At 36.8% G+C, this 17,105-nt stretch carries 15 protein-coding genes and 1 rRNA gene (1 of these 16 cut by a window edge); 11 read left to right on the top strand and 5 right to left on the bottom strand.

Features of this window, described 5'->3' with window-relative positions; genetic code table 11:
• Positions 1 to 10: 10 nt before the first annotated feature.
• Complete coding sequence (locus NSQ40_RS02575; protein ID WP_018767252.1) at positions 11 to 235, bottom strand: hypothetical protein; 225 nt, start codon at positions 233 to 235, stop codon at positions 11 to 13.
• A gap of 123 nt (positions 236 to 358) precedes the next feature.
• Here NSQ40_RS02575 and NSQ40_RS02580 point away from each other — a divergent pair, with 123 nt between their 5' ends.
• From NSQ40_RS02580 to NSQ40_RS02595, 4 genes are all read left to right on the top strand, one after another.
• Positions 359 to 646 (top strand): gamma-type small acid-soluble spore protein, encoded by a 288-nt coding sequence (locus NSQ40_RS02580; RefSeq protein WP_018767253.1) that lies wholly within the window; start codon positions 359 to 361, stop codon positions 644 to 646.
• A gap of 250 nt (positions 647 to 896) precedes the next feature.
• Positions 897 to 1,151 carry a YgaB family protein gene (locus NSQ40_RS02585; protein WP_003194914.1) on the top strand — a complete coding sequence of 85 codons (255 nt, stop codon included), beginning with the start codon at positions 897 to 899 and terminating at the stop codon, positions 1,149 to 1,151.
• A 257-nt stretch (positions 1,152 to 1,408) separates the two neighbouring features.
• The gene (gene ntdP, locus NSQ40_RS02590) at positions 1,409 to 1,939 is read left to right on the top strand and encodes a nucleoside tri-diphosphate phosphatase (RefSeq protein WP_003194916.1); all 531 of its coding nucleotides are present in this window, start codon (positions 1,409 to 1,411) and stop codon (positions 1,937 to 1,939) included.
• Between the two features lie 54 nt (positions 1,940 to 1,993).
• Entirely contained in the window at positions 1,994 to 3,754 is a 1,761-nt protein-coding gene (locus tag NSQ40_RS02595) for an ABC transporter ATP-binding protein (RefSeq protein ID WP_003194918.1), read from the top strand.
• A 13-nt stretch (positions 3,755 to 3,767) separates the two neighbouring features.
• On the opposite strand, the gene NSQ40_RS02600 is transcribed toward NSQ40_RS02595, so the two are convergent.
• From NSQ40_RS02600 to hemL, 3 genes are all read right to left on the bottom strand, one after another.
• Positions 3,768 to 4,856 (bottom strand): FUSC family protein, encoded by a 1,089-nt coding sequence (locus NSQ40_RS02600; protein ID WP_003194921.1) that lies wholly within the window; start codon positions 4,854 to 4,856, stop codon positions 3,768 to 3,770.
• Between the two features lie 798 nt (positions 4,857 to 5,654).
• Positions 5,655 to 10,091, bottom strand: coding sequence for a glutamate synthase-related protein (locus NSQ40_RS02605; RefSeq protein WP_003194923.1), 4,437 nt, complete (start codon positions 10,089 to 10,091; stop codon positions 5,655 to 5,657).
• 207 nt (positions 10,092 to 10,298) lie between these two features.
• Positions 10,299 to 11,594, bottom strand: a complete 1,296-nt coding sequence (hemL, locus tag NSQ40_RS02610) for a glutamate-1-semialdehyde-2,1-aminomutase (RefSeq protein WP_003194925.1) — start codon at positions 11,592 to 11,594, stop codon at positions 10,299 to 10,301.
• A gap of 127 nt (positions 11,595 to 11,721) precedes the next feature.
• On the opposite strand from hemL, the gene NSQ40_RS02615 reads away from it, so the two are divergent.
• The 6 genes from NSQ40_RS02615 to perR all read left to right on the top strand — a co-directional run bounded on the left by NSQ40_RS02615 (position 11,722) and on the right by perR (position 16,038).
• Positions 11,722 to 12,735, top strand: coding sequence for an ABC transporter ATP-binding protein (locus tag NSQ40_RS02615; RefSeq protein WP_003194928.1), 1,014 nt, complete (start codon positions 11,722 to 11,724; stop codon positions 12,733 to 12,735).
• Positions 12,728 to 13,519: an ABC transporter permease gene (locus NSQ40_RS02620; RefSeq protein ID WP_018768003.1), complete on the top strand. Its 792-nt coding sequence runs from the start codon at positions 12,728 to 12,730 to the stop codon at positions 13,517 to 13,519. The genes NSQ40_RS02615 and NSQ40_RS02620 overlap by 8 nt, the downstream gene beginning before the upstream one ends.
• Positions 13,520 to 13,523: 4 nt before the next feature.
• The gene (locus tag NSQ40_RS02625) at positions 13,524 to 14,309 is read left to right on the top strand and encodes an ABC transporter permease (RefSeq protein ID WP_003205800.1); all 786 of its coding nucleotides are present in this window, start codon (positions 13,524 to 13,526) and stop codon (positions 14,307 to 14,309) included.
• 76 nt (positions 14,310 to 14,385) lie between these two features.
• Positions 14,386 to 14,790: a potassium channel family protein gene (locus tag NSQ40_RS02630; protein ID WP_016112998.1), complete on the top strand. Its 405-nt coding sequence runs from the start codon at positions 14,386 to 14,388 to the stop codon at positions 14,788 to 14,790.
• 45 nt (positions 14,791 to 14,835) lie between these two features.
• Positions 14,836 to 15,291 (top strand): thioredoxin-dependent thiol peroxidase, encoded by a 456-nt coding sequence (gene bcp, locus NSQ40_RS02635; RefSeq protein WP_003194937.1) that lies wholly within the window; start codon positions 14,836 to 14,838, stop codon positions 15,289 to 15,291.
• Between the two features lie 318 nt (positions 15,292 to 15,609).
• A complete protein-coding gene (gene perR, locus NSQ40_RS02640) occupies positions 15,610 to 16,038 on the top strand; it encodes a peroxide-responsive transcriptional repressor PerR (RefSeq protein ID WP_018768004.1) in 429 nt (142 codons plus the stop codon).
• Between the two features lie 63 nt (positions 16,039 to 16,101).
• Here perR and NSQ40_RS02645 read toward each other — a convergent pair whose 3' ends face one another.
• On the bottom strand, positions 16,102 to 16,458 hold the full coding sequence (locus NSQ40_RS02645; protein ID WP_016113001.1) for a YgzB family protein: 357 nt from the start codon (positions 16,456 to 16,458) through the stop codon (positions 16,102 to 16,104).
• A gap of 342 nt (positions 16,459 to 16,800) precedes the next feature.
• Here NSQ40_RS02645 and NSQ40_RS02650 point away from each other — a divergent pair.
• Positions 16,801 to 17,105 (top strand): 16S ribosomal RNA (locus NSQ40_RS02650); it runs 1,247 nt beyond the window's last position.

Below are 17,105 nucleotides of genomic sequence, written 5' to 3' on the forward strand. Positions count from 1 at the left end.
GAACACGTTTTTAGTCATAAGAAACTTTGGTACTGTGCGTCCAATCCGCGTCGCTTCTTTGAAGACCACCTCGAGATTCGATCTCTTTTATAATTTCTTTGTAAATCGTTTGGCCTTCTACGTTTAAATAAGGCATGATTTGTTGCAAGGAATGGTGAAAATAAGCTAATTCATCTTGTTTCCACTCTTCTTTCGAAATCATAGATAGTTCTGTCATATCGCGTCCAATGTACATGTGTACACCTCCATCATATGTAGTTTGAATGAGCCTAGGGAGATGTATGCGTAAATTAAAAAATAAAATTGCGGATATCTTTTGAAAGGGTTGGTTACATTATTGATTGTGGAGGTGAGAAAGATGAGTAAAAAACAACAAGGTTATAACAAAGCAACTTCTGGTGCTAGCATTCAAAGTACAAATGCTAGCTATGGTACAGAGTTTGCAACTGAGACAAATGTACAAGCAGTAAAACAACAAAATGCACAATCAGAAGCGAAAAAAGCACAGGCTTCTAGCGCTGGTGTTCAAAGTGCAAATGCTAGCTACGGCACAGAGTTTGCAACTGACACAGATGTGCAAGCAGTGAAACAACAAAATGCACAATCAGCAGCAAAAAAATCACAATCTTCTAGCACGAATCAATAACAAAGAAAAACACTTCTCGATTCAAGAGAAGTGTTTTCTTTGTTTGGTAATGTGATTATGACAGGGGGAAAATTACTAGTGATAGTTTAAGGTCGATTGCTTTAAGAATTTTGTTGAGGGAGCCGACATAACTTCTAATAAGTCAACAAATGTAGTCAAAGGAGAAGGAGATAGGACATTAGAAAATATTTAGTAGCGATGTATCCTGTATGAATAGATGTTGGAATTTATTAAAAACAGGGGGTAAATAATGAATTCATTTGATAAGTTGGTAGGAGAACAATTACAAACAATGGATGAGTTGTTGAAATTACAAGCGCATTTAGAGAAGTACCAACAGATCGAAACAAGTGAACAAGAAAAAGACGATAAAAAAGAGTTGCATTTTATTCGTCAAGAAATACACAAAACGGAACAAGCATTGAAGCTTTTGCATGAAAAATTTGAGCAACAAACAAATGAAGTGATTCACTCTTTTGAAACTGAAAAAATAATTTCTAACTAAAGAAGTGATGTATCCGGATGCTTTAGTTGGAAAAGCCCTTTCTTAATTTATGAAAAAGGGCTTTTTGTCGCATCAGGATTTGTCAATGGAGAGTAATAGTGTTTTACGAAAGCTGGATTGTGTCGGTTTAGTTTTAAAATTTTGACAAAAAAGTTATAATAGAAAAAAAGTGAATTCGGCTCAATACGTTTTTAAAAGGAACGATACTAGTTGGGACAACTTTAGAAGAGCATTCACAGTGAAAGAAGGGAGAACGTATGGGATTTCCCAAAGAAGGAGAAAAAATACAAATACATAGTTATAAACATAATGGTTTCATTCATAGAATGTGGGAAGAAACTACAATTTTAAAAGGGACACAAAGTCTTGTAATTGGTGCAAATGATCGGACTGTAGTAACCGAATCAGATGGTCGAACATGGATTACGCGTGAGCCTGCAATTTGTTATTTTCATTCAAATTATTGGTTTAATGTAATCGGTATGTTAAGAGAAGAGGGAGTGTATTATTATTGTAATTTAAGCTCTCCATTTGCATATGACTTTGAAGCATTAAAGTATATTGATTATGATTTGGATATTAAGGTATATCCAGATATGACATATACACTTTTAGATGAAGATGAGTATGAAAAGCATAGTCAGATGATGAATTATCCTCCAGTAATTGATACGATTCTAAAAAGAAATGTAGAGTATTTAACGCAGTGGATTCATCAAAGAAAAGGACCATTCGCGCCAGATTTTGTAGATATGTGGTATGAACGATATTTAATGTATAGAGATTAGAACAAACCTGCAGGGGTTTTCCCGGCAGGTTTGTCCTATTAAGGGGGGGATCATATGAGAGGAATAAATCGATACTTACAATTTGTAAAACCATATCGATGGCTTATTACAATTACAATTATTATTGGACTCATTAAGTTTGGTATTCCGCTTATTATGCCGTGGTTATTAAAGTATATTATTGATGATGTCATTCAAGGTGGTGGATCACTTCAGGAAAAAACATCACAATTGATAACAGCAATCGGGATTGCCTTTTTTATTTTTGGTGTACTGAGACCACCTGTTGAATATTATCGTCAATATTTTGCACAGCGTATTGGTAATACAGTACTTTACGACTTACGAAAACATATTTTTGGTCATCTGCAAAAGTTAAGTTTACGCTACTATTCAAATACAAAAACAGGTGAAATTATTTCGCGTGTAATCCATGATGTAGAGCAGACGAAGGATTTTGTTATTACAGGACTTATGAATGTCTGGCTTGATACAGCTACAATTTTCATTGCAATTGTAGTTATGTTTTCTATGAATATAAAATTAACGCTTGTTGCATTGTTAATTTTGCCGATTTATGCAGTTGCAGTGAAATATTTTTTCGGGCGTCTTCGTAAATTAACGAGAGAGCGTTCACAAGCATTGGCAACGATGCAAGGTTATTTACATGAGCGTATCCAAGGGATGCAAGTGACGCGTAGTTTTGCATTAGAACAGTATGAAAAAGGGCAGTTTGAAAAGAAAAATAATGATTTTTTAACAAAAGCATTAACACATACAAGCTGGACAGCACGGACATTTTCTACAGTGAATACGTTAACGGATTTAGGACCGTTACTTGTTATTGCGTTTGCGGCATATGAAGTGATTCAAGGCTCTTTAACACTTGGAACGATGGTTGCTTTTGTTGGCTATATGGATAGTTTATATAGTCCATTACGCCGCCTTGTTAACTCTTCTACAACACTCACACAATCATTTGCATCAATGGATCGAGTGTTTGAACTGTTAGATGAAAAGTATGATATTGTAAATACTCCAAATGCAATTGAAGCAAAAAAGCTTTCTGGTGAAATTGTATTTGATCAAGTTTCCTTTCGGTATAATACTGATGAAAAAGATGTACTACATGACCTTTCTTTCTCAATTCGTTCTGGAGAAAAAATTGCCCTCGTTGGAGCGAGTGGAGGTGGAAAGTCATCCTTAGCTAGTTTAATTCCAAGATTTTATGATGTTTCTAGCGGTGCGATTTATGTAGATGGTGTGAATGTGAGAGAGTATAATGTAAGAAATTTACGTAGTCATATCGGTATTGTCTTGCAAGATAATCTGTTATTTAGTGATACGATTCAATCTAATATTTTATATGGAAACCCGAAAGCAACGAAAGAGGAAGTTATTGCGGCTGCAAAAGCAGCGCAGATTCATAATTTTATTATGAATCTACCAGATGGATACGATACAGTTGTGGGAGAAAGAGGCGTAAAGTTGTCTGGTGGACAAAGACAGCGTGTAGCGATTGCACGTGTCTTCTTGAAAAATCCTTCTTTACTTATATTAGACGAAGCAACATCGGCTTTAGACTTAGAGAACGAAAGACATATTCAAGAGGCTCTTCAAACATTAGCTGCGGACCGTACAACAATAATCATTGCTCATAGATTGGCAACTATTACACATGTGGATACGATCATATATATCGAAGATGGTGAAATAAAAGAAAAGGGTTCTCATGAACAATTAATGCAAAAACGAGGATTTTATTATGATTTATATCAAATTCAACATATAGAAGAAACAGCCCCTTTGGCGTAAAGGGGCTGTTTTTTCATTCATCTTCTTTTTTTTCATCAATTTGTAGTTCGTCTTCGGGTTTGTGATACGTATAAAAACTATCTACAAGTAAATCTAAATGTTCAACTTCTTCACTGTAATTAATAATTGAAGAAATAAGAGGGAAGAGATGTAACCATATTTTATATGATTCTTCATTATCTTTATTTTGATAGTCCATAAATATATCGATTAATTCCTGCTTACCAGTTTCTACTTCATCAAGCATCTCAACAGACTGTTGTTTTTTCGCTTTGCCAATAAATTTTAACAAAACTTGTTCATGATAGTGTGTTAATGAATCTAATTCATTTTGAATGGATTCTTGAAATGGTTCAGGCATATATCGTAATTCGTTTTCAGTGCGATGTAATGCTTTTAATGTACTTAATGCACGACTCGTTGTAGCTAACATTTGTCTAAATAAGACGAGCTTACGAATTTTTGCAAATTGTACTTTTTTCGTATAGCTTCTTTCTTCTTTGTAAAGTAAGTAGTAATGATTTAATTTAATCATTTTTTCTTTCATACGATCAATATCTGTTTTTAGTGTTGTAAAATCAGAAGCTTGCCTGCTGTTCATACGAATCCATTTCACAATTTCTTCGGTGTTATCAACGATACGATGATATAGTTTTGTTTCGTATTTTGGCGGCATAAACATTAAATTTACAAGTGAAGCCGCGACAATACCGACCATAATGGTTGCAAAGCGAAGCAGAGCGAAGTCAAAGAAGTTTGCTCCTTGATATTCCATAATCGCAATAACCGTCACTAAAGCAATTGATATTGTATTTTCTAAACGTAATTGTAGTGTAAGAGCAATAACTAATATACAAGTTAATCCAATAATAAAAGGATTGTGTCCAAAAGCAAATGCAAATCCGATAGCGAATACTGCACCAATTACGTTTGCTTGGATTTGTTCGAGTGCTGTCAAATACGAGCGATATACAGATGGCTGTACAGCAAAAATTGCTGAAATCCCCGCAAATACTGGACTCGGTAATTGGAGCAGAGTACAAGCAAATAAAGCTAATGTAATGGCAATACCCGTTTTTAAAATGCGAGCACCAAGTTTCATACCCTTTTTAATATCCTTTCTCTCTTGTCATAATGAATGTACAACATGATACTATACATTCATTACAATATGTTAGCAAGTGATATTTTAGTGATGTTCAAAAAGTCCGGTAAAGATAGCTGTCGCATTTCTTCGTTACGTCGCCAGTCCGGTACTCATGTAGTATAAGCTACACTCCGTATCCTCCTGGCTTCCGTGCCTCGAACTGTTCGGCTCTCTTTATCCTCCTTTTTGAACCCATATTTTAGTGATGTTCAAAAAGTCCGGTAAAGATAGCTGTCGCATTTCTTCGTTACGTCGCCAGTCCGGTACTCATGTAGTATAAGCTACACTCCGTATCCTCCTGGCTTCCGTGCCTCGAACTGTTCGGCTCTCTTTATCCTCCTTTTTGAACCCATATTTTAGTGATGTTCAAAAAGTCCGGTAAAGATAGCTGTCGCATTTCTTCGTTACGTCGCCAGTCCGGTACTCATGTAGTATAAGCTACACTCCGTATCCTCCTGGCTTCCGTGCCTCGAACTGTTCGGCTCTCTTTATCCTCCTTTTTGAACCCATATTTTAGTGATGTTCAAAAAGTCCGGTAAAGATAGCTGTCGCATTTCTTCGTTACGTCGCCAGTCCGGTACTCATGTAGTATAAGCTACACTCCGTATCCTCCTGGCTTCCGTGCCTCGAACTGCTCGGCTCTCTTTATCATTCTTTTTTAGTGAAAAAACCTGCTGAATTTCAGCAGGTTTTCAAATTGTTATTATAGATTACTATGTGATGCTCACTTAGTCAATTTTAAGCAAATGGACATTATTCAGTCGAAATAGATGGATCTGCTTGCTCTTTTTTCGGAATGACTTCATAAAAGTGAGACTGAATGTCCTCTAATAATGGTGTTAAGAGAGCAGCTTCTTCATATTGTTCATGCTCCTTTAATACACGAACGTAGTCTAATAATAATTCTGTGATGTCTGATTCCCCGTTTTTGCTAAGTTCACGTAATGTTACATTCGCTCCTTTTGCAATTCTTCTTCGCAAAGCAGCTTCTGTTAAACCAAGTTTAGGTTGATGGCGTAAATAAACGACACCACCAGTCATACCTGCACAAATCCATGGGCCAGGATCACCAAGAACGAGTGCGCGACCGTTTGTCATATATTCAAAAGCAAAGCCTTTAATATTTGCATGAACACCGAGATTCCCGTGTTCTTTTTCTCGAAGTGGTTTTGTGATTCTTCCCCCGATGATCATATCTGCTCCAGATAAGCGGATGCCAGCACGTGCATCAGCGTTACCTTGCACATATAAAGTTCCTTTTTGTGCACCATACCCGAATCCTTTTCCGACAGAACCGTTATAGTATGTTCCATCTTTTCCTCTTGCTTTTGTGATATAAATGCCACCGCCAAATGAGGTTTTTCCGATACCATCTTGTGCACCACCATTGACGTGAATAAATAAGTTTTCACTATTGTAGGCACCTAATCCGTTTCCAGGAACGGAACCATTTGTGTATTTTAGTGTAATTGGTTCCAGCGTATTGTTGTCATATAATTTACTGCGGACTCGGTAGCATGATTCAAGACCACCCATTACGCGTTGATCCACACCAACACCAACTAGCTCTTTTGATTGGAAAGAATCAGTTGTTGCATAATGTTGTTGCTGGGCTGCTCCTGTTATCATGTAGGATGTACTGTCTAATGTTTGTAATAAATTTTGTAAATCTAATAGTTCTGTGCCTCGCGTTTGTTCTAGCAAATCAGAGCGACCAACAATTTCTTGTAAGTTCGTATAACCGAGTCCACCGGTTAAACGTTTAAGTTCTGTTCCGAAAGTAGTAAATAGGTGCAATAAACCTTCTACAGCATTTTCAAATTGCCGCGGAACGAAGCGACGTAGTCCATGTTCTTTTGCCTGCGCTTCGGATTCGATTTGTGTTGCAATACCAACATGACACGTATCTAAGTGACAGCCCCGGCACGTTGTACAACCGATTGCAATCATGGATAAAGTACCGAATCCAATACGGTTTGCACCAAGAAGCATAATTTTAAGTGCATCATTTACACTGCGGATACCACCATCTGCCCAAATCTCTACGTTGTGTCTCATATTTGCTTCTAATAGAGCGTTGTGTGCAGCTTTTACTCCGATTTCAACTGGAAGGCCTACATGTTGCAGTGCATGAATACGAGCGGCACCTGTTCCACCATCAAAGCCGCTAATATTAATAAAATCAGCACCAGCTTTTGCAATTCCTACAGCGATCGTTCCGATATTAGGGACAACTGGAACTTTGACCGCGACTCTTGCAAGTTGATTGGCTGTTTTAATTTCAGTAATAATTTGTGCTAAGTCTTCAATCGAGTAAATATCATGGTTATTGGAAGGAGAAATCAAGTCCGAACCAATTGTTGCATTACGAGCTTCTGCAATTTTAGAAGTTACCTTTGATCCAGGCAAATGTCCCCCTTCACCAGGTTTTGCTCCTTGACCAATTTTGATTTCAATTAAATTTGATGAATTTAACAGTTCGGCATTCACCCCAAAACGTCCTGATGCAATTTGTTGGCCGCGTGTATGTGGGTATTTACCAATCATATCTTTAATTTCTCCGCCTTCACCGTTTAAACTAATCATATTGAGACGGTCTGCCGCCTCTGCATAAGCGCGGAATGCAATTTCATTTTGGGATCCAAATGACATCGAACTAATAATAAACGGCAAGTCATGATTTTTTACGCCAATTGAAACATGCTCAGTCGGCACTGGTTGCTCTGCTTCTTTCATTTGGACAAGGTGACGAATTGCAATCGGATTCTTATCTTCTACCTCAGCTAATTTCTCCCGATAATTATCGTAAGCATTCCCTTTTGCCACATCACCAATTGCTTTCCAAATACGAGGGAATATATGAAACGTTTTTCGCATTCTAACTTTTGGGTTGTTATAATCAAGTGCCCGGACTTTAGCGTCTTCTGCTAAAGATTCAAGTGAAAATGCTACAGTGCGTGATCCTAAAAAGTTTGTAATTTGTAGTATGTTTGCAATTTCTTCGTGTAAACCAATTGAAGAGAAGAGACGGCCGTAACCACGCAGTTCATGGATACCGATAGTTGAAATGACTTTTTCAAGACCTTTGTTTAGCGCTTTATATAAATTAGAAATTGGTATCGTTGTCCCATCATTTACGGTTGCGAACATTAAATATGGATTAATAACATCTGCACCTAGTCCGTACAGTGTAACAATATCGTGTAAAGAACGGAGAGCGCCAGATCTTATAACAATGGAGCATTTTCGGCGTAATTTGTGCTCAGTTAGTTCTTGATGTACTTTAGCTGTAATCAAATGTGGATCGATCCATAAGTGTTCATTTTGATGAGCTTTTGCATCATCAAGTAATAAGAGAGAAGCACCTTTTTTAATAGCTGCTGTAGCTTCGGCACTAATTCGATTTAATGCATCTTGTAAAGTTTCTGATGCTGGAAAGGAAACAGATAACTTGTAAACTGTACTATGAATTGCAAATAGATTTACAAGTTGTTCATATGAAATGGTTTCTGAATCTTCTGAAATTGATTGTGCTAAATGACCTTCTAGTATAATCGGTGACAAAAGTTCGGTAACAAAAGTTTGCTGCTCACCACTAAACAAGCTAGGACGTTCTCCTAGTACTGTGCGTGTAGAGAAGTGTTCAATTTCTCGGTCGCGATCGATTGCTGGGTTTGTAACAACAGCAACACTTTCTTTTATAAAATCGGCAATGTTTCGTCTGTCTGTATCAAGTGCAGCGAGAGGGGCGTCATGGCCGAGTGAACGAATTGGTTCAACACCTTTTGTTGCCATTTGTTCAAGAAGTTGGATATGCTCGCGATCCCAGCCGAAAGCTACATATTGTTCTGTTTCAACTTGAGAGAGGTTAGATAGCCCTTCGACCTTTTCCATAGCTGGAATAGATAAGTTGAAATGATAATCTGAAAAATTAATACGTTGTTTCATGCGTTTATATACTTCTTCTTGGTATGTTTCATATTCGTAGAGAACGAGGGCACCTTGTTTATTCCACTTCAAACCTACTTTTTCTCCGGGAGCAAGTGACTTTGGTTCTGCTACATATTCAGATGGTGATACGACACCTGGTTCAGAAGAAAAGATATAGGAACTTTCTGTTTCTACTTTCCAAACTGGTCGCAAACCAAGTGAATCTACACTAAAAACAGCTTCATCTTTATAACGTGAAATAATGCCGGCCGGCCCTTGGGCGAAATGTCCCCATGCTTCACGAATATACGTATATAAATCTTGCATATGTGGCTCGTATAATTTAATCTCATTAATAATTGGTGGAAATAATACATCCATTGCTTCAAATAGACTGTAGTTGTAGTGAACGAGAAGTGTTTCTAAGGTGCGGTTTAAATCTTGAGAATCACTGCCTCCAGCAGTAAGTGGTACATCGATCATTTCGGCTTGATCACGTAACTTGGAAATTGTATTAATTTCACCATTATGTCCAAGGATACTAAATGGTTGCACGCGAAAAAAATTAGATAATGTATTTGTAGAATAGCGATTATGTCCAAGTGTCATTGTTGATGCAATAAGTGAATGTTGTAAATCATCATAGTAGGCAACAAGTGTATCGCCAGCGCCAAGAACTTTGTATACAACATGGTCGTGGCTTAATGAAGCAACATGAATTGCTGTATTTTCTTCAATTTCAATTGTTAAAGAGAATAGTACTTGGTCGATGGCTTCATTTTTTGTTTCTGAAAGAATAGCAATTTGCCAAAATAAAGGTTCTTCTTGTTTGCCAAGAGGACCAAGTGCATCAGAATTTATAACATCATCACTTTCGAAGAGAACGATGAAATTTTTATTGTTTAATTTATTACGAATACTGTTCTTTAAAAGAGTAGGATTTTCTTTTTTGTTTAGAAAAAAATGTCCAACGATAAAGTGGGGATGGTCCACAATCGCTGGATTATATCCACTATTTTTTAATTTTTCTTTCCAAAGGGCTTTCGGTAAGTCGATATGAACACCAATACCATCGCCTTCTCCATTAATAAAGCCAGCACGGTGATTCATTTTTATCAGTGATTGTATACAAAGATCGATGTTTTCTTTTGTTGGAACATTTTGTTTTTCCATAACGGAAACGATTCCACACGCATCGTGTTCTGTATTTGCGTAATTTCGAAATAAAGACGGTGTCCATTTATTTGTATTGTTAGGCATCCGTCAATCCCCCCTCTATTATAAAGTTAAGAATAATCTAATTATTCAAGGTGTATATTGCCTTATAAACAACAGAATAATTAATATGAATTTCAATATAAAACAGATAATTATGAATAATTATACTATTAATGTGTGATTTATGAAATAGAAAAAAGAAAAAAAAAGAGGGTGGCCTCTATTTTTTTCTTTTGAGCATGTATTTTCTTATGCGTTCGCTAAAGCAGCAAATGCTCTACCGACAGCTTCGATTGTATATTCGATATCTTCTTTTGTATGTTCTGTTGTTAAGAACCATGCTTCATACTTAGATGGAGCTAAGTTAATTCCTTCGTTGAGCATAAGCTTGAAGAACTTACCGAACATTTCTCCATCTGTATTTTGAGCAGCGTCATAATCTTCAATTGTATCTGTAGTGAAGTATACAGTTAACGCACCTTTTAGACGATTTACGGTAATATCGATGCTATGTTTTGCAGCTTGTTCTAAAATTCCTTTTTCAAGCATTGCTCCAAGTTCATCTAATTTTTCGTATACACCTTTTTGTTGCAGTACTTCTAAGCAAGCAATACCAGCTGCCATAGATGCTGGGTTTCCAGCCATTGTACCAGCTTGGTAAGCAGGGCCGAGCGGTGCAACTTGTTCCATAATTTCTTTTTTACCACCATATGCACCGATTGGAAGGCCTCCGCCAATTATTTTACCAAGTGCTGTTAAATCTGGTGTTACACCAAGTAAGTCTTGAGCACCGCCGTACATAAAGCGGAAAGCTGTGATTACTTCATCATAAATAACTAGTGCGCCAGCTTCGTGAACAAGCTCATTTACTTTTTCTAGGAAGCCAGGTTTAGGTTCGACAATTCCGAAGTTCCCAACGATTGGTTCTACAAGAATAGCTGCTACCTCATGTCCCCATTTATCGAGTGCTTCTTTTAATGTCTCTACGTTATTAAATGGAACGGTAATAACTTCTTGAGCGATACTTTGGGGCACACCGGCTGAATCAGGAGTACCAAGAGTAGAAGGACCTGAACCAGCTGCTACAAGTACTAAGTCTGAATGACCGTGGTAGCAACCAGCAAACTTCATAATTTTTGTACGACCTGTATAAGCGCGAGCCACACGAATTGTTGTCATAACAGATTCCGTACCAGAGTTTACGAAACGAACTTTATCTAAAGCAGGCATTGCTTCTTTTAACATTTTTGCGAATTTTACTTCTAGTGCTGTTGGTGTTCCGTATAAAACACCATTTTCAGCTGCTGTTTTAATTGCTTCTGTTATGTGAGGATGAGCGTGTCCTGTAATGATTGGACCGTATGCTGCTAAATAATCGATATATTTGTTACCATCTACATCCCAAAAATAAGCACCTTTTCCGCGTTCCATTGCAACAGGTGAACCGCCACCAACTGCTTTGAAAGAACGAGAAGGACTGTTAACACCACCAACGATATGTTCTAACGCTTCCTTATGTAATGCTTCTGATTTTGTGAAATTCACTACAATTCATCTCCTTACAAAAATCTATGTATTATTCTAACATGTTTTTCAAAAAGACGTATTGTTTGTGATAGGAAGGGCAGTTGGGTAAACTATTCGTTGTGGTATCGAGGAAGGGGGTCCGATTATGAAATCGGTAATTGAAGTACAAGGATTACGTAAAGAATTTACAGCATATTCAAGCCGCTCTGGTTTAAAAGGTGCGTTTCGCGATTTATTAAATCGTAATTATAAAATAGTGCCAGCAGTGAATGATGTTTCGTTTACTGTAAATCAAGGTGAAATGGTTGGTTATATTGGTGAGAATGGTGCGGGTAAATCAACGACAATTAAAATGTTAACCGGAATTTTAACACCGACGTCTGGCCAAATTACAGTAAATGGAATGAATCCACATAAACAGCGAGAAGAGTTTGTGAAAACAATTGGTGTTGTATTTGGTCAGCGTTCACAGCTTTGGTGGGATATTGCGGTACAAGAATCATTTCGTTTATTAAAAAAAGTGTATGGTGTATCTGATAGGCAGTATAAGGAACATATGGAGCATGTCATTGAAACACTAGATATTGGACCATTGCTAGATAAACCGGTGCGTAAATTGTCGCTTGGTCAACGAATGCGTTGTGAATTAGCAGCAGCGTTAATTCATAATCCACCGCTTTTATTTTTAGATGAACCAACGATTGGACTAGACGTTCTCGTAAAATTAAAAATCCGTGAGTTTTTAAAGGAAATGAATGAACGTTATAAAACAACAATTTTATTAACAACACATGATATTACTGATATTGAAGCGTTATGTGAACGCGTCATTATGCTGGATGAAGGAAACATTATGTATGATGGATCATTAGAAAAGCTTCGTTCGCAGTGGGGAGCAGAAAAAGAAATACATTTTCAATTTACAGCACCAGTTTCATATCAACAACTGTTAATGCTAATGCCGGATAATCATGTAGTTTGGTCACAAGGGAAAGAAGAATATACATGGATTGCGAAAATACCCAATGAAGAAGTTATAATTTCTATGCTTATTTCCAAAGTAGTCCAAGCCTTTCAAATTAAAGATTTAAAAATTAATGAAGTGTCGACAGAAGAAATTATCCGTAATATTTATGAAGAGGGTATGATTCATGGGTAAGTATATTGAAATGATTCGTATTCGTTTTTTAATGATGCTTGCTTATCGGACAAATTACTATAGTGGAATTTTAATTTATACGATTAACATCGGAGCGTATTATTTTTTATGGCAAGCTATTTACAGTGGGAAAGAGAATATCGAAAGTTTATCGATTTCTCAAATGACAACCTATATTGCCATCGCGTGGATGGCTCGCGCTTTTTATTTTAATAATATTGACAGAGAAATTGCGATGGAAATTCAAGAGGGACGTGTAGCTGTTGAATTAATTCGTCCATATAACTACTTAGGAATGAAAGTTATGCAAGGTCTTGGAGAGGGGATCTTCCGTTTTGCATTCTTTTCTATTCCCGGTATGATCATTGTTACACTTTTATTCTCGTTGCAAATTACAACCAATTTTCAAACGTGGTTATATTTTTTTCTGTCGTTAGTTTTCAGTTTTATTATTAATACGCAAATTAATTTAATGACAGGCATGCTTACTTTTTTCTTATTTAATAATAGTGGAATTATGTATGCAAAACGTGTGGTTATTGATTTATTTTCAGGTTTATTACTACCCATTAGCTTTTATCCTCTATGGGCACAAAAAGCAATGGTGTTTTTGCCATTTCAAGCAATCAGTTATATTCCGAGTATGATTTTCTCTGAAGGAATACAAGGAAGTAAGTTGTATCAGGCTTTATTATTTCAAATGATTTGGGCAGTCGTACTTATTGTTCCAATTGTGCTGATGTGGAAAACGGCGAGAAAACGCCTAATTGTACAAGGGGGATGATGAGATGCTGTATATGAAACTGTTTTTGCAATATGCAAGCCAATATATAAAAACTAAACTAGAGTATCGCGGCGATTTTATCGTTGGATTATTATCTGATTTACTACTCCAAGCTGTTAACTTAATTTTTATTCTTGTTGTTTTCGGACATACACAAGCATTAAAGGGATGGAGTCGAGAAGAAGTTATTTTTATTTATGGCTTTTTCTTAGTACCATTTGCTATCTTTTCCGCTTTCTTTAATATATGGGATTTTAATGATCGATACATTATTAAGGGAGAAATGGATCGTGTTTTAACAAGACCGATTCATAGTTTATTCCAAATTATATTAGAGCGAATGGAACTGGAGTCTTTGATTGGTGCAGTTACTGGGATTATTGTAATGGGATATGCGTCAGTGCAGCTTCAATTATCCTTTTATTGGTACGATTTCTTTCTTTTCTTGTTCATGGTAGCTGGAGGTGCCCTTGTATATGGCGGGATATTTGTGACGCTTGCAAGTATTGGCTTTTGGTCAGATGCGAAAAGCTCTATTATGCCATTGATGTATAACATTGGGAATTATGGGCGATATCCTGTAAATATTTATAACCGTGTGATCCGGTTTGTTTTAACGTTTGTCTTACCATTTGCATTTGTTGGTGTATATCCAGCGGCGTATTTTCTTAGAAAGACAGAATGGAACAGTTATGCGTTTGCGACACCGTTTGTTGGTGTAATTTGTTTTACAATTGCAATCACGCTTTGGAATTTTGGAGTGAAGAAATACCGCGGTGCGGGAAACTAACGACAGATATACAAGTTTCATCTACTGTGGGATAAATTGTTCTTTGTCCTCATACATATAGGATGAGGTGGAGGACATGTTATGGGGACTTATTTTATTAATTTCAGCCATTGCTGTGTTAAGGAGTATTCAAATATTATGGAGCTCATACTCAGATTCGAAGCGTTTCTTTTCCTTGTATAACCTAACTTCATTATTTCTAATTTACACAACGGTGCTTATCGCATTTGGATTAAGTTATGTTGTATTAGAGGAAAGTGGATTTGCCGTCTTAAGAGAAGACGGAGAAAGTTTAACTGTCCATTCTTTCCAACTGGTAGAAGTATGCTTATATTTTAGTGCGGTTACTTTATTATCTGTTGGGTATGGTGATGTAACTCCTGTTGGAATCGGACGCTGGATTGCAATTATTGAAGCGTTGATTGGATATACATTGCCGTTTGCATTCGTAGTTCGAACAGTGATAGACAATGAAAAATGAGATAACATTTGTTATAGTAGAAGGAAAAGACAAGGAGTGATAAAGATGGTCGCAGTAGGAGAAATGGCACCGGATTTTACACTAGAAGGAAGTAACGGAGAGCAGGTTAAGCTATCGGACTTTCACGGGAAAAATGTAGCACTATATTTTTATCCGAAAGATATGACACCAGGCTGTACAACAGAAGCGTGTGATTTCCGAGATGCATACGGATTATTTCAAGAAAAAGATACGGTTATACTTGGTATAAGTCCAGATCCAGTGAATAGACATTTGAAATTTATTGAAAAGCATGATTTGCCATTCTTACTTTTAGTAGATGAAGATCATAAAGTGGCGGAACTATATGATGTATGGAAGCTGAAAAAGAATTTCGGAAAAGAGTACATGGGAATTGAAAGATCTACGTTTCTTATTAATAAAGATGGTGAACTAGTAAAAGAATGGCGTAAAGTAAAAGTGAAAGGGCATATCGAAGACATCCTTTCTTATTTAGATTAAGGTTCTGCATAAGCAAGAACTGAAGGGAATTTATTATGATGTAATTACTATGAGGCATATGTCTATACACTTGTGCTGATGTTTCATACATTAAAAGGGTAGGGCATACCTCCTCAGATGATAGTATTCCAAGTGCGATTATTTCGCACTTTTTTCTATGTAAATGTATAAAGGAAGGACAAATATACATAAGAATAAGGTTAGATGAAAAATAAACTACACAGTTATAGTAGAAATATTGACGATTGACAAGAAAAGGAGTACACTCTTTATAAGAATTATAAAATAATAATCCGTATAGAATCGGGGTGCATGACGGTGGTCAAAGAAGAATTAAAAGAAGCGCTAGAAATGCTGAAAAATACGGGTGTACGCATTACTCCACAGCGTCATGCTATTTTAGAGTACCTTGTGGAATCTATGACGCACCCAACAGCGGATGAAATTTATAAAGCGTTAGAAGGTAAGTTTCCAAATATGAGCGTTGCAACTGTTTATAATAACTTACGTGTATTTAAAGAAGTTGGGCTTGTTAAGGAATTAACTTATGGAGACGCTTCAAGTAGATTTGATTATGTTACAAGTCAGCATTACCATGTAATTTGTGAAAAGTGTGGTAAGATTGTTGATTTTCCTTATGGAGGTTTGGAAAAACTTGAAGATGAAGCTGTGAAAGCAACCGGCTTTGTTATTAATAGTCATCGTTTAGAGATTTATGGCGTATGTCCAGAATGTCATAAGGCGTAATATATAATAAAGAAAGAGGTCAACGGTTACGTTGACCTCTTTCTTTATTATATAAACTCCATTTTATGCTTTATAGCTCTTTTTATTATACCTCTCATCAAACTCTTTTCCTTCTAAATTACGATCAAGCGTTAAGGGTTGATTGCAATGCATACATGCGTCTACTCGGCCGAGCATTTTGGTAGGTTTGTTACAACTTGGGCAAATGATTTGTACGGTTTTTGTAGATAACATACCAATCCAAAAGTAAACGACGGTGCTAGCGATAACTGCTAAAAAGCCAACCATCATAAAAATGGTCATAATAATAATATTTTCGCGAAAAAATACGCCTAAGTATGCAATGAAGAGTCCGATAAATACTAAACTTAATGCAAAGGTTCGAATTTTATTGATTTTGTTCGAATATTTAATCCCCATTCCCATCACGCTCCTATAGGAATAATATAACATAAAATTTTGAATTTTTGATTTAAAAGAAGTGGGGTTTGTTAAAATGATGAAAAGAAGAAATAAACGGGATGTGAAATTTTTTTATGAAAAGTATTGACCATGTATAAACTGCATGATATATTAATAACCGTCGCTGATGCGAAACGGCAGAAAGCGAAAAAAAGAAATTAAAAAACTTAGTTGACATGGAAAAATGAAGGTGTTAACATAAGGGAGTCGCCATTGAGCGGCAAACGAGTTCTTTGAAAACTGAACGAAACAAACAACGTGAAACGTCAATTTTTATTTTAGATGCTAGACAAACTAACTTTATTGGAGAGTTTGATCCTGGCTCAGGATGAACGCTGGCGGCGTGCCTAATACATGCAAGTCGAGCGAATGGATTAAGAGCTTGCTCTTATGAAGTTAGCGGCGGACGGGTGAGTAACACGTGGGTAACCTGCCCATAAGACTGGGATAACTCCGGGAAACCGGGGCTAATACCGGATAACATTTTGCACCGCATGGTGCGAAATTCAAAGGCGGCTTCGGCTGTCACTTATGGATGGACCCGCGTCGCATTAGCTAGTTGGTGAGGTAACGGCTCACCAAGGCAACGATGCGTAGCCGACCTG

Source organism: Bacillus sp. FSL K6-6038, assembly GCF_038050455.1.
GTDB classification, from domain to species: Bacteria; Bacillota; Bacilli; order Bacillales; family Bacillaceae_G; genus Bacillus_A; species Bacillus_A pseudomycoides.